16 protein-coding genes are annotated in these 16,538 nt (G+C 67.6%); 15 read left to right on the forward strand and 1 reads right to left on the reverse strand.

Annotated elements, in window-relative coordinates:
* Positions 1 to 176: 176 nt before the first annotated feature.
* The 11 genes from topA (at position 177) to D7Y04_RS41950 (ending at position 11,795) form a co-directional block, all read left to right on the forward strand.
* Positions 177 to 2,465, forward strand: coding sequence for a type I DNA topoisomerase (topA, locus tag D7Y04_RS41900; RefSeq protein WP_121762990.1), 2,289 nt, complete (start codon positions 177 to 179; stop codon positions 2,463 to 2,465).
* Positions 2,466 to 2,606: 141 nt separating this feature from the next.
* Positions 2,607 to 3,131, forward strand: coding sequence for a hypothetical protein (locus D7Y04_RS41905; RefSeq protein ID WP_121762991.1), 525 nt, complete (start codon positions 2,607 to 2,609; stop codon positions 3,129 to 3,131).
* 18 nt (positions 3,132 to 3,149) lie between these two features.
* Entirely contained in the window at positions 3,150 to 6,386 is a 3,237-nt protein-coding gene (locus D7Y04_RS41910; RefSeq protein WP_121762992.1) for a hypothetical protein, read from the forward strand.
* A 7-nt stretch (positions 6,387 to 6,393) separates the two neighbouring features.
* Positions 6,394 to 6,891 (forward strand): collagen-like protein, encoded by a 498-nt coding sequence (locus D7Y04_RS45320; protein ID WP_199749818.1) that lies wholly within the window; start codon positions 6,394 to 6,396, stop codon positions 6,889 to 6,891.
* Between the two features lie 23 nt (positions 6,892 to 6,914).
* Positions 6,915 to 7,535 (forward strand): hypothetical protein, encoded by a 621-nt coding sequence (locus D7Y04_RS41920; protein ID WP_121762993.1) that lies wholly within the window; start codon positions 6,915 to 6,917, stop codon positions 7,533 to 7,535.
* Positions 7,536 to 7,557: 22 nt separating this feature from the next.
* Positions 7,558 to 8,712: a replication protein RepA gene (locus D7Y04_RS41925; protein WP_121762994.1), complete on the forward strand. Its 1,155-nt coding sequence runs from the start codon at positions 7,558 to 7,560 to the stop codon at positions 8,710 to 8,712.
* A gap of 1,217 nt (positions 8,713 to 9,929) precedes the next feature.
* Positions 9,930 to 10,154, forward strand: coding sequence for a hypothetical protein (locus tag D7Y04_RS41930; RefSeq protein WP_121762995.1), 225 nt, complete (start codon positions 9,930 to 9,932; stop codon positions 10,152 to 10,154).
* Complete coding sequence (locus D7Y04_RS41935) at positions 10,151 to 10,501, forward strand: hypothetical protein (RefSeq protein WP_121762996.1); 351 nt, start codon at positions 10,151 to 10,153, stop codon at positions 10,499 to 10,501. The genes D7Y04_RS41930 and D7Y04_RS41935 overlap by 4 nt, the downstream gene beginning before the upstream one ends.
* Before the next feature lie 57 nt (positions 10,502 to 10,558).
* The gene (locus D7Y04_RS41940) at positions 10,559 to 11,035 is read left to right on the forward strand and encodes a hypothetical protein (RefSeq protein WP_147477317.1); all 477 of its coding nucleotides are present in this window, start codon (positions 10,559 to 10,561) and stop codon (positions 11,033 to 11,035) included.
* Positions 11,032 to 11,370 carry a hypothetical protein gene (locus tag D7Y04_RS41945; protein WP_147477318.1) on the forward strand — a complete coding sequence of 113 codons (339 nt, stop codon included), beginning with the start codon at positions 11,032 to 11,034 and terminating at the stop codon, positions 11,368 to 11,370. Before D7Y04_RS41940 ends, D7Y04_RS41945 begins: the two co-directional genes overlap by 4 nt.
* A gap of 191 nt (positions 11,371 to 11,561) precedes the next feature.
* Positions 11,562 to 11,795: a hypothetical protein gene (locus tag D7Y04_RS41950; protein WP_121762999.1), complete on the forward strand. Its 234-nt coding sequence runs from the start codon at positions 11,562 to 11,564 to the stop codon at positions 11,793 to 11,795.
* Between the two features lie 332 nt (positions 11,796 to 12,127).
* Here D7Y04_RS41950 and D7Y04_RS44255 read toward each other — a convergent pair whose 3' ends face one another.
* Positions 12,128 to 12,427 carry a hypothetical protein gene (locus D7Y04_RS44255; RefSeq protein ID WP_147477319.1) on the reverse strand — a complete coding sequence of 100 codons (300 nt, stop codon included), beginning with the start codon at positions 12,425 to 12,427 and terminating at the stop codon, positions 12,128 to 12,130.
* A gap of 271 nt (positions 12,428 to 12,698) precedes the next feature.
* Between D7Y04_RS44255 and D7Y04_RS41955 the strand changes: the two genes are divergently transcribed.
* The 4 genes from D7Y04_RS41955 to D7Y04_RS41970 all read left to right on the forward strand — a co-directional run bounded on the left by D7Y04_RS41955 (position 12,699) and on the right by D7Y04_RS41970 (position 15,531).
* Entirely contained in the window at positions 12,699 to 13,058 is a 360-nt protein-coding gene (locus D7Y04_RS41955; RefSeq protein ID WP_121763000.1) for a hypothetical protein, read from the forward strand.
* Positions 13,059 to 13,061: 3 nt separating this feature from the next.
* Complete coding sequence (locus tag D7Y04_RS41960; RefSeq protein ID WP_121763001.1) at positions 13,062 to 14,033, forward strand: site-specific integrase; 972 nt, start codon at positions 13,062 to 13,064, stop codon at positions 14,031 to 14,033.
* Between the two features lie 43 nt (positions 14,034 to 14,076).
* Complete coding sequence (locus tag D7Y04_RS41965) at positions 14,077 to 14,613, forward strand: hypothetical protein (RefSeq protein ID WP_121763002.1); 537 nt, start codon at positions 14,077 to 14,079, stop codon at positions 14,611 to 14,613.
* A 618-nt stretch (positions 14,614 to 15,231) separates the two neighbouring features.
* Positions 15,232 to 15,531: a hypothetical protein gene (locus D7Y04_RS41970; RefSeq protein ID WP_121763003.1), complete on the forward strand. Its 300-nt coding sequence runs from the start codon at positions 15,232 to 15,234 to the stop codon at positions 15,529 to 15,531.
* Positions 15,532 to 16,538 lie beyond the last annotated feature (1,007 nt).

The following is a 16,538-nucleotide window of genomic DNA, read 5'->3' on the forward strand; positions in this document are numbered from 1 at the left end:
ACGCAGCTTGGCGGGGGAAACCCCGTCAAGGGGCCTCCGGCCCGCTACACGGCGCGCTACACGCGCCCTTGACTGGCTCCCCCTCGCCAGCACTTCGGCACCCGTCCGTCGCTTGCGCGGCGGACTTTTTTTCGTCCGAAAGTGCTCCCTAATGTTGCGTTAGCGCGCATCATGTTATGCGCTCTAGCGCAACTTCCCGAAGGGGCTTCCCAGTGAAAGTCGTAATCGTTGAGTCACCCAACAAGGTGAAGAAGATCGAGGGATACCTCGGTGCTGGCTTCAAGGTGTACGCGACCGCCGGTCACTTCCGCGACCTCCCGCAGCGCGACCTGGGCGTGGACGTCGCCACCATGACGCCCACCTACGTTGTCGACGAGGAGAAGGCGGCCAACCTCTCCCGCCTCAAGTCCGCGTGCGCCTCCGCCGACGACGTCTACCTCGCCACCGACGCGGACCGCGAAGGCGAGGCCATCTCCTGGCACCTCGCCCAGGAGCTGCGCCTCAAGTCCCCCAAGCGCATCAAGTTCATTGAAATCACCGAGCGCGCTCTAAAGGCGGCTGTTGCCGCTGGAGGCACGCTTGACCAGCACCTGGTCGACGCCCAGCAGGGACGCAGAGTTTTGGACCGCTTGGTGGGCTTCCAGGTTTCCCCGCTCCTGAAGCCCTTCGGGCCGCAGAACAGCGCGGGCCGCGTCCAGAGCGCTACCCTTCACCTGGTGGTCGCCCGCGAGAAGGCGCGCACGTCCTTCAAGGCTCGCGCGTACTGGACGCTCGCCGCGCGCTACGCCAACGGCCTCACCGCCCGCTACGCGACGGCCAATGCAGCGGGCGAGCTGGCTGACGTGCAGTTCCCCACCGAAGCAGAGGCCCGGGCCGTCCTCGCGCGCGCCGCTGGGCCGCACACCGTCACGGGCCTGGAAACGAAGGACGCCCCCCGCAAGCCGAAGGCCCCCTTCACGACGTCCACCCTGCAGCAGGCCGCCTCTGTCGCGCTCGGCCTCAAGCCCGACGCCACCATGGAGCTCGCGCAAGGGCTCTTTGAAAAGGGGGCCATCACCTACCACCGCACCGACGCGACGGCCCTCTCCGACGACGCCCTCACGATGGCGCGCGACTTCATCGCTGCCGACTACCCCGAGGCCTTGCCGCCCGAGCCCGTTCGCTACGCGCCCAAGGCCGACGCCCAGGCCGCTCACGAGGCCATCCGGCCCACCTCCCTCACCACCACCCCGGAGGACCTCACCGCGGACGAGTCGAAGCTCTACGCCCTCATTCGGGCCCGCTTCATCGCCTGCCAGTGCCGTCCGGCCGTCTTCGCCGCAACCACCATCACCACCACTTCCGGCGACACGACCTGGCGTGCGCGCGGCTCCGTCGTCCAGTTCCCGTCCTTCCTTCGCTACCTCGAGGCCGACGAGGACGCAGAGGAGAAGAACGAGAAGGAGGAGCCACGTCTCCCGCGAGTAGCCACCGGCGAGGTCCTCGCCGTCTCCTCCCTCGACGTCGCGCGGAAGGAGACGACGCCGCCGGCGCGCTTCACCCAGGCGACGCTCATCAAGGAAATGGAGAAGGCGGGCATTGGCCGTCCCTCCACCTACGCCGCCACCGTGAAGACCCTCTTCGGCCGCGACTACATCGCGGAAGAAAAGAAGTACGTCCTCCCTACGCAGAAGGGCTTCATCATCGACGAGGCCCTTTGCGCGGCATTCCCCCCGCTCATTGAAGCGGCCTACACCGCCGCGATGGAGACGGCGCTCGACGAGGTCGCCGCAGGCAAGCGCTCCTGGAAGCGCGAGCTGCTGAGCTGGTATCGCGATTTCGAGACGCAGCTCAGCGCCGCCCCTCCGAAAATCGAAGCCGTCGCCAAGGCTCACCCCGAGCTGGCCTCGCTCGTCCCTGCCGCGCCCCAGCTCACCGACCGGCACTGCCCCCTCTGCGAGAAGCAGCTCGTCCTCCGAGGCAAGAAGGATTCCACCGAGAAGTTCCTGTCGTGCTCCGGCTTCCCCACCTGCAGCTTCGCCGCCCCCGAGGACTTCACCGTCCACGAGAAGCCCTGCCCGGAGTGCTCCGGGGCGCTCGCGGTGCTGCAGGGGAAATATGGCCCCTTCGCGCGGTGCGCGCGGAAGGACTGCAAGGGCCGGTTGGACGTCTCGGCGCCTGGCTCCGCCCCCTGCCCCGTGTGCGACTCGCCCACCCGCGACATGGGCAAGTTCCTCTCGTGCACGAAGTACCCCGAGTGCCGGGGGAGCTGGGACAAGGCGGCCCTGGAGAAGGCCAAGAAGGCGGACCGGCACTGCCCGAAGTGCCAGCCGAAGAACCGGCTCCTCGTCCAGCGCAAGAGCGTCAAGGGCACCTTCTGGGGGTGCAGCGGCTACCCCGCGTGTGACCACACGGAGGACTCGGAGGCCAAGGCCAGTGGTGCCGCCCCGAAGAAGGCGAAGAAGGCCACCAAGGGGAAGGCCTAAGTGCCTCGTGCCCTTCCCACCCCGAGGGCGCCTCGGGTAAGCACGCCGACGGCTCGGGAGAGGGTCCCGAGCCGTCCCCGTCGTGGTGCAGCCAAGCGCGCTGCACCGCGACCCAAAGCGGTGCTCCCCAGAAGGCGTCACATGTCCACGAAACCCCCTGATGAATCCGACGACGGCTCCTCGACGAAGGACTCCGACAAGAAGAGGCGCAACACGCGCCAGGTCGGCTTCCGCCTCACCAAAGAGGAGAAGCGGCTCGTCGCGGATGCCTGCATTGCCCTGGGTGGAGGCGATGACCCAGACGCGAAGATCAGCGCAGCGCAGCTCTTCACGACGGCCGGCATCGAGGAGGCCGCTTCACTCGGCTTTACGACGTCCAGCCTTGACTCTCGCAAACCGAAGTTCCCTCCCGGCGTTTGGAAGAACCGTCCCGAACGTTCCTACAGCTCGCTCCACCGAGCGGAAGAGAAGGAGACGCTCACCATCACGATTCACCCGCTCCACCGTGGCCCCATCGCCCTCGCGGCCGACCACGTCGAGGTCAAGCTCCCCACGTTCCTGTGGGGCTCGCTGATGGCCTTTCTGGCGCGGCGCAAGGCCGCTGAACCCAGCAACACCCTCCTCCAGCAGCTCGACCTTCCCTCGCAATACCGACAACCACGCTGAAAGGCGTCCTCCATCACCATGCACCGCAACCCTCTTATCCTCCTCCTCCTCCTCGTTACCCTGTCGTGCGGTGGGGACCGCCCGACGCTCAGCACCAACGAGGGAGGCCGCATCAGCGGCACCATCTTCAAGGGCCGCGTTTCCGGCGCGACGGTCCGCGCCTACCGCCTCAACGGCCTGGACCGCGGCGCCCTGGTGGGCAACACCACCTCCGCCGATGACGGGACGTACGTCCTCGAGGTCGGCGCGAGTGAAGGCCCCCTCCTCGTCTCCGCGAGCGGCGGCTCCTTCGTCGACGAGGCCACGGGCGCGACCATCCAGCTCAACGCCGACGAGCTGACCACCATCCTCCCGCGCTTCTCACCCGGGACTCAGGAAGCCGGCGTGCTCCTGTCTCCGGTGAGCCACCTGGCTACCGCTCTCACCCTCTACCTCGTCCGCACGGAACGCTCCGAAATCCTGGCGGCTTCCGACGAGGCATGGCGTCACCTGAATGGGCACTTCGGCAACCTTGATTGGAGGCACTCCGCACCTACCGACGTCACGCTCAGCACCAGCTCCCAGCTTGACGCCTCCGCAAAGGCTGGCCTGCTCCTCGCTGCTCTGTCGCAGGAGGCCCTCATTGCAGCGCAGGCCTCCGGCCGCACCCCGGGCGGCCCCATCAACCCCATGGCGCTCACCACCGCGCTCTACAACGACCTGGTCACGGACGGCCTCTTCAACGGTGTGGGCGCGCAGGGGCAGCTCTCCATCCCCGCCACCGGCGCGGATGCGTGGCGCCTCACCGGCCAGACGCTGCGCTTTGACCTGGCCACGGCCCTCGCCAAGTGGCTCCAGTCCGAGCGCAACACCTACCGCGTCTCGTTCAAGGACCTTGAGCCGCTGATCCGCGACCTCTCCAACAACAGCAACTCCCGCCTCTTCGCGGAAGCGGGTGGGGAGTACGACAACACCCCGCCCGTCGTCACCGCGAGCTTCCGCTTCAAGTCCACGACGGGTGCCACCGTCACCGCGCCCTCGGCTCCGCCTCGCTACGTGCGCGGTGTCCTGGAGCTGGAGGTCGACCTCCTCGACGCCTCCCAGGTCCGCTCCTTCACCGTCACCCAGGAAGGGCGAGCGCTCACCCCGGCGACTCAGGGCAACACCTCCACGCACTACGTCGGCACGTGGGACGCAGCGGCCACCCAGGATGGCGAGCTGGTCTTTGTCGTCACCGCGGAGGATGGTGTCGGCAACCGGGGCGAGACGCGCCTCGCCGTCGTAGTGGACAACACCGCGCCGAGCATCAACTTCACGGCGCCGCTTCCGGCCTACTACTCGCAGACGGTGCGCGTCGAAGCGACGGCCGCCGACTCCACCAGCGGCCTGCAGGCCTTCACCGCCCAGGGCCTTGCGGGCTTCGTGGACGACGACTCCCAGGCGGTGTCCTCCATCCGGGGCACCTGGACCATTCCCGCCGACCAGGTCGATGGCAAGGCCGTCCTCGCCCTCACGGCCTGCGACGTCGCGACCAACTGCCGGACTCAGGAGGTGTCCATCGAGGTGGATCGCACGCCGCCCGCGCTCACGCTCATCCAGGCGCCTCCTCGCTACACCGCGGACGTGAAGACCGCCTTCGCCATTGACGTCACCGACGCCGCAGCGGGTGTAAAGCGCGTCATCGCGCGAACCCTCGCCGGCACTGAGCTTCCGTCCACGGTCGCCGACGTGCCGGGCGGCAAGCGGTTCACCTTCAGCAACGTCGACCTGGGCCTCGGCCTCAACACGTTCACCGTGACCGCTGAGGACCTCGCCACTCCCCCAAACCTCACCGCAGCGCCCCTCGTCATCAAGGTAGGCCGCGACAACGTCGTGCCGACCCTCAGCATCGAGGCCGTGCCGAGCTACTTCGACGAGCGCACGATGACCTACGGCGTCTCATCGTCCGGCGTGCCCCTCGTTCCCGCCGTCTACAAGTGGCCCGGCGGCACGCAGCGCTCCGCCGTGCTGGCTGGCGTCTCCGACGTGTGGAAGCGCGTGAACCGCCTCTCCGGTGGCCCCTCCCCTACGGCTGACGAGCTGGAGAACGACAACGCCTACAACGTCCCGTTCGTCACTATCGGCGTGCCTCGCACTGAGGAGGAGAGCCCCATCACGGGCCTTTCGTTCAGCGCGGACATCACCTGCACGGGCTGCTCTTTCCCGGCTGCAACGGGGCAGCTCCTGCCCTCCACGCGCACCTCCACCAGCTCCACCTATTACGTGCTGCCGCTCACCGCGGAAACCATCCCTGCCCTGCGCAATCTCCCTGCGACGGCAGCGACGGTCCACCTGACCTTCACCGCGACGGACAGCGTCGGCAACACCGGGACCATCTCCCGTGATGTGACGGTCCACCTCCTGGGCGGCCTCCTGCAGTATGTACCCGTCACCACCTACGCAGCCGAGCAGGACCCGGCCAGCATCTACACCTATGGAGGCTCGCGCTACGGCTCCCTCTTCACCTCGAGCGGAAGCCTCCGTGTTGCGAAGTACCTCATTCGCAACCCCGCTCCCTATCCGGTGCCTCTGCGCGTCTTCTTCACTGGCTCGTGGCGCTTGAGCGAGACCTGGCCAACGGCCATCACCAAGCTTCCGGCGGGCTCGAGCTACATGCTCGACGGCTTCACCTTCAACCCGGTGGAGTACTGGACCTCCAGCAACGCCACCAGCAGCTATCCGTGCGGCGGTCTGGCTGGCGCCGCGACAGCACAGTTCCCCTACCACACGGCCGGCTCCTCAACGCGCTACCTGTGCGGGAGCCTTCCCACGCCGACGCCTGAAACCCTCAGCGCCGTTCCTTCCTTCGGGAAGCTCCTCGCGGGGAGCCCTGGCGCCTCCACGTGGGGCAGCGGCTATTGGGTGCCTGCCGCATCCGCGACGAGTCCTGGTGAGCTGGTTCTCTACGTGCAGCAGATTGGCAAGCCCACGTCACCGTTCACCTACAACTGGAACGGCTCCACTTACGTCCGGTGGATTCAGGACTTCTGGAAGTGGACCAACGGCACCGTACCCAACACAAACAACCTCTGTGGCACGCCGAATGCCGGCCCGGCGCCCTCCTTCTGCGCGGTCTACGAGGCGCACCGTGTGAATGCCTCTCTCTCCGTCGCTCGGCATGTCGCCCAGATTGATCTCCGCCTGGAGGCGCTCGGGAGCTTCGACCCGGGCAGCATCACAGGCGAAGCTGTCCCTGTAGGGACCGACCAAGTCTCCAACCTCGAACACGTCTTCTAAACCCTCTATGCGCTCTCTCCTTCTCGCCGCTGTCGCCGCCTCGCTCGTTGCTTGCTCCGACGGTGGTTCCACCACCCCTGGTCCTCAAGGCCCTGCAGGGCCGCAGGGCCCCCAGGGGCCTGCCGGGCCTCAAGGCCCGCAGGGCGTTCCCGGCACTCCTGCCCCCGTCGTTGACGGCGGCTACACCACCCGGGAACAGGTCGGCTGCTTCTACGCCCGCGATGCACGCGCCCGGACGGATGGAGGGAGCGACTTCGAGCTGATCGCCCGCTGCGCGAGCCCGTCGGATCTTCCCCTCACGGGGAGCTGCTCCGGCGGCGCCGGCTCTCGCGTCCAGCGGGACGTCGTGAACGACGCCAGCGAGCCCCGCAACTGGGGCCGCAGTGCTCCAGGCGTCGCCGCTGGCTGGCGGTGCACTTGGTTCCTCACCGGCACCGCCCCCACGCAGGAAACCCTGCCCGGTACCTACGCCGTCATCTGCTGCAGCGGCACGCCCGCTGACTAACTACCTTCCTTCCGAGATTGCCCATGCGCTTCGCAGTCCTGCTGTCCCTTCTCCTGCTCCCCTCCGCGGCCCTCGCTGACCGCGGCGAGCTGTACACGTTGCTTGAGGGAGGCCCGTCGCTCCTCGCTGTCGACGATGCGCTGGACGGCGAAGCCCGCGCGACTCCGGCCGCCCTCGGCGCGCAGCTCCTGGCCTACTACGGCCTCTCCAACACCCTCCACGTGGGCGCAGCTTTCGGGGGCGTCCTCCGAAACGACGTGGGCTACATGGGCAAGACCTACCGCACGCAGGACGGCAGCCAGCCCCAGGGAGACTTCTTCCAGAACCTCACTGGCATTTCGCTCGCTGCCGTCGCCGCCTACCGCGTCGACACCGGCTACGACCTGGCTCCCGTCTTCCGCCTCGAGTTGGGAGCCGCTTACCTCCGCTATTCGGCGCTGCAGTTCTACCCGGCGAACGTCTCCCTCGCGCTCGACGTTCCCACCCGCTCCGAGTTCGCTCCCACCGCCCGAGCTGTCGCAGGCCTCGAGTACCGCTTTGCCTCCAGCTACGTGGCCTCCATCGGCCTCTCCGCGCGTCGCAACTTTGGCGCACGGGCTGCATGGTCCGTTGACCTGCCGGTCCACTTCGGCCTGATCTGGTAGCCGTCCCCGACTTCGAGTCCCTATGTCACCGACGAAACCTCCATCCACTCCCGCGACTGTCGGGGACCTCTTCGAGGCCGCAGGCGTCGAGGTGCCTTCGCTGCCGCGCATCGCCGGGCGGACGAAGACCGATGCCACCAACGCCGCCGCCGCGCTCATTGCCCGACGGCATGACAGCCAGCTCCTGGCGTTCACGCCCCGCGACTTCATCCTGTGCTGCCTGCCTCTGCAGCAGCCCGCGGAGCGGGTCCTCGATGCGACCGGACAGCCCGTCATTGCCGAGGAGCGCGCCACCGCCGGCGGCAAGGTCAAACGCGCCTACCAGCGGAAGCTCTCCACCTCGTGGATCCGCCGAAACGGCTCGGCGGAACTCCGCCTCACCACGGACCAGCCCGACGTGGGCCTGCCCTTCGGTGAGGATCTCCTCACGCTGTGCTGGCTGGTGACGGCCTTTAATGCCGCTGGCTGTCCCGAGGACAACCGCCTTCGCTTCCGCTCGAGCGCAGACGTCCTAACCGCCTTCAACCTCCAGCACTCCGGCAGCGCCTTCCGACGCCTCCGTGACAGCCTTGCCCGCCTCATGGCCGTGACGGTGCGAGTCACGATGCATACCGACGACCCGCGCCAGCTCAAGACCTCGCGCTACAACCTCATTCGGACCCTGGATGCGTTCGTCGGCCATCCCAACCAGCACGCCCTCTGGCAGAACGTGGTCGAGCTGGACCACCACTTTGCCCAGGACCTGCGCGAGCACCGCGTGCCGATTGACTGGCACAGCCTCCTCGCCCTCTCCGCCGCCTCCCGGCACCTCTACGTCTGGGAGGCCTGGCGCAGCTACCGCGTCCACAGCGAGGGCCGTAAGGAGGTCAACATCTCCCTCTTCAAGCCCGGCGGCCTCTGGGACCAGCTCGGCTCCGAAGCGGAGAGCCCGGGGAAGCGCAAGCAGTCCATCCGGAAGTGGCACGCCGAGGTCCTCCGCGTCTGGCCGGAATGCCCCAACCGCCTCACGAAAGATGCAGAGCAGCTCATCGTCCGGCCCGCACAGGCCGTCTCCGAGAACGCGAAGCTCATCCTCCCTGGAATCTCTCGCACTCCGCCGGTGGCCCTCCTGTCGGAGGAAGCCCGCGCCGCCATGAAGCCGACGCTCCGGCTCCGCCGTCTTCCCAGCAACGACTAGGCCCGGTGACTCGCTGACTATTTAAGCCAACCCGCTCCGGCTTAAATAACGCCCAGCCCTAGGAAAGCGGCTTTAACAGCCACCTGGTCAAGCTCCTCTGCCCCTGCCGGTCCCTCACGGGCCGGTGGGGGCTTCGTCTTTCCAGCGTCTAGAGGGCCGCTGGGCGCCTCTCAGGTGCTTCCGCGCTCCCCGCTGGCCCGCTCCCCCGCCCTGAGCCCGTCTCGCCCTTCCTAGGGGTTCCTAGGCCGCACCGCAGAGCTGCGCCTAGGTCCCACTGTCCACCCCTACGGACCCACCTGTCCGCACCGTCGGACTAGGTAAAGCGGGAACGCCCGCACTCGGGCCCGCCCAGCCCACGGATCCGAGTTGTTGCGGCCTGCCGCAACTACAGTGTGATCCTAATTCCCACCGTGAAACTTGGTAAGCTCGGGACCTCGTGATTTCAGGCACTTAGCGGTATGTGCGCCGAGAAACTTGGTAAGGGTGCACAGAGAAACTCGGTAAGCCGGACCGAGAAACTTGGTAACGAAAAGTGCCTTAACATCGCGGAATCATTGAGGAAATCGCCGCCCCCCAGACCGTCTTTCCAGACCACGACGATCCATACATTTATCCTGACGGGCCCTGTGGATAACTCGTAACTCTGTTCAGTGGTACTGAACGCCCAGCGCAGGCGCCCCAAAGGGGACCCCCGCCGGGGGACTTTCCTTCCCCCGGACCCTCTCCCTGTCGGAAGCCCTCCAGCTCCACGCCAAGTCCGGCGGCAGAAGGCACCTAGGTAGGGGGGTTTTCGTCGAGCCGCTCCAGCTCGAGCGCTGCACTCCAACCCCACCGACGAGCCTTCCCTCGACTTCCAGCATGGGGTGCCGGGGTATGGCTCAGCAGCCCCGCTAATCCCACCCCGGACTCCGAGCGAACCTCCGTCGCTCCTCGGCCTGGTGCTCGCACAGGCCCCGCCACCGGCGGGGAACGGTTGCGCGTCGCCGGGCAGTGGCCGCGTCGGTCAAGGGCGCGCGTGCGCGCCGCGGAGCGGGCCTCGAGGACCCTTGACGGGCGCGGACCTGTCCGGCCGTCGGTCGTGCTGGCTCGCTTCCTGCTCTCCAGGCGCCGAAATGATGCGTAATTACGCAGCACGGGTTGCGTTAATGCGCAGCATAGGTTACCACTCTTTCCGGCTTTTTGATGCGTTCTGACGCATCATTTGGAGGGCACCCGTCATGCTTTCTGCTTCCCTGCAGTGCATCGAGCACCACCCAGTAACCCGCTGGCTCTACGTCGTCGACGATGACTCCGAAGTCCTGGAGGTGGGCGACCTCGGCGCCGATGCCTCCGCGACCAACGAGGACCTTGTCCACTACCTCCGCCCTCGCTGGCCGAACCTGAACGTCACCGCCTGCACCATCCTCCGAGGGCCATCCATTCCCCCCGAGGTGATGCCGTGAAGAGGCCTACGACCGCCGTCCAGCCGCTGGACCCCCGTCTCGCCGTCGAGCAGCTCAAGCCCCTCGCCGTCGCGTTCGATGACGCCCGCACCACCGAGGTTCGGCTCCTCACCTCCTGGCATGAGTCGGGGTCCCGCCTGAACACCAAGACGCACCAGGACCTCATTGCGGCCCAGGACAACACCTTCCGGGCGCGGCGCGCGCTCGCCGACGCCATTTTCCGCGTCCTCGTTCGAGGGCACGTCGTCGACTGCACCTGCGCCACGTGCTCCACCGAGCACAACCGCGTGGGCGACCTGGTCGTGCCCTTCGTCCCTCCGGCGCAGCCGCCTCGCGGGAAGGGCTGACCGATGCCCCGCCCCACCCTTACGTGTGTCCCGGCGAGCCTCACCGAGGATCTTCCCGTGAAGTGGGATGTGCTTCCGCTCTCCACCACGGACCGTGCTCGCTTCTGCACCGCGGTCCTCCTCACCGGTCCTCAGGCGGACCCCTCCCGCTTCGGCTGGAAGGTCGGCACCCTGATTGAGGACTGGCGGTTGTACGCCGCTGGAACGTCGGTCGTGACCGACCGCCTCCAGCACGTCCAGGAGTCGGACGCTCATACCTGGTTCATCACCGGGCAGCTCGAGGACCTCTGGGTCAGCGCCGTTCACCTCCACTTCCGCGAGACGTGCGGCACCCTCGCCACCACGGTCCACCGGTGGCCCGATTGGGCCCTCTTCGCGCCTACCGGGCTCGTCAGAACCTTCGACCCTCACGGGCCCGGCCACTGGGTCTGGCGCAGTCCCGAGGCCTTCCTCGCGGCCTACGACTTCGACGGGCCCACCCGCGCCGCCGTCATCGCGCACGCGAAGCGCGCCGCCGCGGAGGTGCCGTGGTGAGCATCCTTCCTTCCCACCTGGAGCTGCAGAGTCACGCCCGCTGGTGCCGCGACTACGTCGCCCAGCTCGCGCTCGAGGCTGCCTCGCGCAGCTCGGGCGAAACCGGTGAAGCGCTGCTGTCCCTCGCCGACGTCCTCGAGCGACAGGCCCTCTCCGTCGACGCTCCTCCGGAGGACCTCGTCCTTCCCCGGCCGCACCACTTCGAGCGCTGGGCACGCGTGCTGCTCGCGTCCTTGGCCCTCACTCATGCCGGCCGCTACACGGACGGCTCGCCTGTTGCCGCCGGCCGCCGCGCGAGCCTCCTCGCTCTGGCCGACGTGCTCAAGCACCCATGAGACACCACTGCTCCTGGAGCCTCTGTCGCAGGCCTCGCTGCTCCATCACCTGGCACAACATGAGCTGGTGGTGCGCGCCGCACCTTCGCAGGGTCCTCCAACTCCTCCGTCCTGCGCGCGCCCTTCGGCGGCGCTGCCGCTCTCGCCCGCGGCTCCGCCGCTCCTGCTGTCCTTCACGGTGACATGCCCTGATGAAGACCTTCCTCGTCGCCCTCATCCGCCCGCTTGTTGTGGCCTATGCGCTCCAGCTGCTCTCCGTTCGGGTGCGTACCCTTCGCCCTCATGCGGCGCCCTGGCTCGACACCCGCACAATGGCGGATGCTCTCTTCATCCTCTCATTAATCGTGGCCGTCGCAGGCGTCGGCCGTGCCATCGTCTGCACTCCACTTCCCGACCGGAACCACGACGACGCGGACAAGCCCTAGCCCACTCCCCATGACGCTGCCCCAACCTGCTCCCGAGCTTGCCAAAGGCCAAATTTGGCGGAAGGGCCGCCGCGAAGCCGAGGTCGTGCGCTTCGACCTCGACTTCGTGTGGATGCGTAGCTGTGAGTCCGAGCGGACGGTCCCAGTCCGCCGCGTGAACTCCGGCGCTGCAGCTCCATCCGATGGGCCGCAGCGCTACACGTTCGTCGCTCCTCGTAAGGACTGACGCATGCTGCCCCGAAACCTCCTCGTCGAGCTGTTCTCCGAGGGCTGTGTTTGCGGCTAGCGTCCTCCGTGCTGGTGCCCAGCTCCTGGGACGATTTGCATGGTTTCTACCGCGCGCGGACAGCGACTTGCGGATTGCAGACCTCTGGTCCGGACGCTGGCCGCACGCACGCCTTAAGAAAGATCACGTGGCCTGCAGGTATAGTGAGGTTGACAACTGGGCTTGATGAACCAGCGCGATCTTTAGGAGCCCACATCGCATAGGGGCGGACAGCAAAGTCAAAGTAGCCAACCGCAATCTTTCCATCCGCGACCGTGTCCTCCACATGGATGTTGTCGTAATCGGTGAACACGACTTTGGAACCAAAGTTGGGCCCCCAGATGACGGTGCTCTCGAATGCCGTCACGGGTCGCTCAGTGCTCTCCCCATCCGATTCGACCACGTTCCCGGAGGACTCGCGCTCATCAGACTCTATCCACTCCCGCTCCATCCGACTCCGGAGGACCTTGCGAAGGCGGAGGCTTGGAACCCGAATTCCGCCTGTCACCGCTGGGACGACGACGAGCTGCTCACCACCGACCCGCGCTCCGTCACCTGCAGCTCCTGCAGGACGACTGACGCCTTCACGAGGGCCGTTGCAGCCCTCCCCCTCCCCCCCTCACCGCAGGAGTAATTCCATGCCCGATGGTTTCCTCATGATCTGCTCGTCCTGTCCCTTCATGACCACCGACCCCGACGAGCGGGATAAGCATCAGCGCGAGACGCACCACGAGTTCCGCAAGCGCGTCAGTATCCCCGACGTCCCGCGCCCCGGCCCCGTCACAACGGATCGCATCGCTGCTGCGATGCACCCTCCCGTCGGTGACGGTGCTGCAGGGCCTGCCTGCTTCACCTGTGGCCGGTCTTCCACCCATTGGAAGCAACGCGGTGAGGACTGGCTGCTCATCTGCGAGTCGTCCAACCTGCCGAGCAGCTCCTGCACCGCGACGCCCCTGGAGAAGCCCACGGTCGACTTCGTCGCGAAGCGCGTCTTCTGACCCATGCCGTCTGCTCCCCTCGCGCTTCCAGCCTCGCAGGCCATTGTTCCGGCCGCTTCGCTCACGGAGGCCGCCCGCGGCTACCTCGTTGCGGCTCGCTCCGAGCGCACCCGTCGTGAGTACGCCCGCGACTGGCAGACCTTCACCTCCTGGTGCGCCGCTCGCTCCCATCCGTCCCTGCCCACGACGCCCGAGGCACTCTGCCTCTACCTGACCTTCCGCGCGCAGAGCGGCCGCAAGGTCGCCACCATCGAGCGCGACCTGGTCGCCATTTCTCAGGCGCACCTCGCCGCCAGCCTCCCCTCCCCGCGACACCCTCTCGTCCTCGAGGTCCTCAAGGGCATCAGGAACACGCACGGAGTCGCCCCCTCCCAGAAGGCCGCGCTCCTCCCTCCTCAGCTCGCGCGCTGCTGTGCCGCCCTGCCTGAAACACCCGGCGGCATTCGCGACCGCGCTCTCCTCCTCTTCGCCTGGAGCGGCGCCTTCCGCCGCAGTGAGGTTGTCTTCCTCAATGTCGAGGACCTCGTCTTCACCGACGCCGGTGTGGAGGTCCTCCTGCGCAAGTCGAAGACGGACCAACAGGCCAAAGGCCAGCGCCGCGGAATCCCCTTCGGAGCCCTGCCTGCTACGTGCCCTGTTCGCGCGCTCCAGCGCTGGCTCACCACCGCGGCCATCACCACCGGCCCCCTCTTCCGCGCGGTCAATCGGCACGACCAGGTCGCCGCAGAGCGCCTTCACCCTTGCACCGTCGCTCGCATCGTTCAGCGTGCCGCGCAGCTCGGAGGCATCGACCCCAGCTCCGTCGCTGGCCACTCTCTGCGCGCGGGCCTCATCACCGCAGCCGTCCGCAGCGGGAAGAGTCTTCCGTCCATCATGGCTCACACCGGCCAGCGCTCAGTCGCCACAATCCAGCGCTACGTTCGTTCCGCCGGTGACGTCTTCACCGACAACGCAGCATCTAACCTCGGCCTTTGAGCCTTCCCCCACCCTCACCCGCTCACGCGAAGGACGACACGTTATGGCCCACGTCGAACCGCTCACGATTGGCGCAGCCCTCGAGCAGATGCAGCGCGAGGGACACAAGCTGCCCGACGTCTACAGCCGCTCGGAGAACATCGACAGCCTCGTCATCGTTGACGAGCTGGGAGCAAAGCTCGTCGCCCAGTACCCGGTTGGAAGAGGCTGGGAAAATCGCACGCCCTACCACGGGCCAATCGCCGGGCTCCTGCGCGTCCACCAACCCTCTGCAGCGTTCGCTCTTCTCGCACACACAGGATGGGAGCCGCCGCGTGGGGGGCAGGATGCGCTCTACGAGGAGGCTGCTTCCCTTGCGTCCCAAGGCCTCCTTCCGCGTGTCTACAGGACGAACGCTCCCTCACTTCTCGTGGTCGTGGACTCTGCAGGGCAGCACCTGGTGCACCGCCGCGTGACTGGCTGGGCCACCCGGACCCCTGCTCCTGGACCTCTCTCCGAGCAGCGCCGCGTCACCACCGACGTTGAGGCCTTCGCTCTCCTCTCCGAAGTCGGTTGGAACTCGAAGCCCACCCAGCACTAACGCTTCCACCAACGGCACAACCATCTGATTCCCGTCTCGTCCGCGTCTCCTTCGTCACCTGGCGAGACTTCCCCACCCCACCCCGCTCCCCGAGTGGGAGGGCCAGCCGCGGAAAGGCCCGCGGCTGCGACACGACACGCAGCTCCCGCACCAGCACCTCCCCGCCACACGACACGCAGCTCCCGCACCAGCACCTCCCCGCCACACGACACGCAGCTCCCGCACCAGCACCTCCCCGCCACACGACACGCAGCTCCCGCACCAGCACCTCCTCTGCCGAACCGCTTCTGCTCTCAGTCGACGACGACGGCGACCGCTCCTGCCCTGCGAACCTCGTCACGCTCTAGTGGCCTCCAAACGCTTCCCGACGCCTCGTAGCGGATGCACTGCTCAGGTCTGCCATGTGCCTCTCCTTTCCGTGGTCGCTCCCGCCGGCCGCCCGCTAAGCGTCGACTGACCCTCCTTTTCAACGGTCGCGCCAGGCCAGAAGCCGCCTGTCACGCCCGCTGACGGGGGCAGCCGACAGCGGACGACCGTCGCTCGCTGGCGGCCCCGTCGCATCTCTCCCTCTTCGAGTGAGGAGAGCGCGACAGGGCGCCCCACTTCAAGGAGAGGCACATGGCAGACAAGAACAAGCAGTGCACCCAATGCGGCGGCGGGAAGATCTTCGGACACAAGACGACCTGCCCGCTTCTCCGAAGGGCCCTCGAACTCCTGGCGCCCGACGCCGTGCCCTCCGACAAGCCTCAGTCCGAGTCCAACGAACCCGAGGCCTTCATCGACACCACCGAGTTCCACGCTTGGGCGAACAGCGAGGAACCGCCCGCTGAGAAGCCGCTCCCCCGCGAAATCACGCGCGCCACTGGCCTTGGCTTCTACTTCCACGCCACCTTCCGCGACGACGGCAAGAAGAAGTAGCGCCCCGCGCGGCGCCAGGCCCTTCGGGGCCTGGTGCCCTTTCGCACGTCCACGGCAGGAGAAGGGCGCCGCCCTCCTCCCGCACCCACCACCCGCTGGCCAGGAGGGAAACCCTCCTCCCAGGCCCCACCACCCGGCCCGGGGCAAGCCCGGGATGGAAACGCCCGCGGGCGGGCGGTGTCGTGGCGCAGGCCCTGCCCCAGCGGACCGGGCTTCCCTCCGCAAGCGTAGGTCGCCCTCGAGGCAAGCTCGCCGCCGGCGCAAGGCCGCGTCGTCCTGTCCCTTCCGTGTCCTTCGGCACTCCAGCGGCACTCCTCGCGCACCACCTGGTGGTGCAGCGCCCGCACCGTCCACGCCCACGGCCGCTCCCATTCAATCCGGAAGGAGGGGACCCCTCCTCCCATCCCCACCACCCGGCCCGGGGCAAGCCCGGGATGGAAACCGTCTGGAGCTCAAGGCGCTGTCGTCGCGCTGGCCAGTGGAGCACGTGGTGCTGCAGCGCCCGTGCACCGTCCCCTCCCTCCAGACGGCCTCCCAAGGCCTCCAGGAAGGCTCTGCCTTCCCTCACCCATCCCGCACGCATGGCGTCCATGCCCTCCTGCAGCATCACGTCCCCTAGTAAAACTGTTGCGGCCTGACGCAACATGGAGGATGCGGATAGACGCAACTTCTCCAGCCAGGCAGAACCCTTGAGACACCCGCAGCGACAGAAGCACCAGCCTCTGATTCCCGTCTCGTCCGCGTCGAAAAGCCGACTGGCGAGACTTCCCCACCCCACCCCGCTCCCCGAGTGGGAGGGCCGGTCGCGATGCAGCCGCGACCGCGGAGGCCTCCCGGCCTCCGTGGCGGGAACGTCCGGCAAGCGGACGCCCCTTCACACCCAGGAAGGCTCTGCCTTCCCTCACCCATCCCGCACGCACGGCCAGACGCTGCCCAGGCCCGTCAAGGGTCCTCCGGCCCGCTCCGCGGCGCGCAAGCGCGCCCTTGACCGCCCTGGCCAGGTCCGG

Source organism: Corallococcus sp. AB038B (genome assembly GCF_003668955.1).
In the GTDB taxonomy this organism is placed as follows: domain Bacteria; phylum Myxococcota; class Myxococcia; order Myxococcales; family Myxococcaceae; genus Corallococcus; species Corallococcus exiguus.

Bases quoted from the DNA above. Each gene is read 5' to 3' on its own strand.
- topA (WP_121762990.1), top strand. From the start codon at position 177: ATGCGCTCTAGCGCAACTTCCCGAAGGGGCTTCCCAGTGAAAGTCGTA.
- D7Y04_RS41905 (WP_121762991.1), top strand. From the start codon at position 2,607: ATGTCCACGAAACCCCCTGATGAATCCGACGACGGCTCCTCGACGAAG.
- D7Y04_RS41910 (WP_121762992.1), top strand. From the start codon at position 3,150: ATGCACCGCAACCCTCTTATCCTCCTCCTCCTCCTCGTTACCCTGTCG.
- D7Y04_RS45320 (WP_199749818.1), top strand. From the start codon at position 6,394: ATGCGCTCTCTCCTTCTCGCCGCTGTCGCCGCCTCGCTCGTTGCTTGC.
- D7Y04_RS41920 (WP_121762993.1), top strand. From the start codon at position 6,915: ATGCGCTTCGCAGTCCTGCTGTCCCTTCTCCTGCTCCCCTCCGCGGCC.
- D7Y04_RS41925 (WP_121762994.1), top strand. From the start codon at position 7,558: ATGTCACCGACGAAACCTCCATCCACTCCCGCGACTGTCGGGGACCTC.
- D7Y04_RS41930 (WP_121762995.1), top strand. From the start codon at position 9,930: ATGCTTTCTGCTTCCCTGCAGTGCATCGAGCACCACCCAGTAACCCGC.
- D7Y04_RS41950 (WP_121762999.1), top strand. From the start codon at position 11,562: ATGAAGACCTTCCTCGTCGCCCTCATCCGCCCGCTTGTTGTGGCCTAT.
- D7Y04_RS41955 (WP_121763000.1), top strand. From the start codon at position 12,699: ATGCCCGATGGTTTCCTCATGATCTGCTCGTCCTGTCCCTTCATGACC.
- D7Y04_RS41960 (WP_121763001.1), top strand. From the start codon at position 13,062: ATGCCGTCTGCTCCCCTCGCGCTTCCAGCCTCGCAGGCCATTGTTCCG.
- D7Y04_RS41965 (WP_121763002.1), top strand. From the start codon at position 14,077: ATGGCCCACGTCGAACCGCTCACGATTGGCGCAGCCCTCGAGCAGATG.
- D7Y04_RS41970 (WP_121763003.1), top strand. From the start codon at position 15,232: ATGGCAGACAAGAACAAGCAGTGCACCCAATGCGGCGGCGGGAAGATC.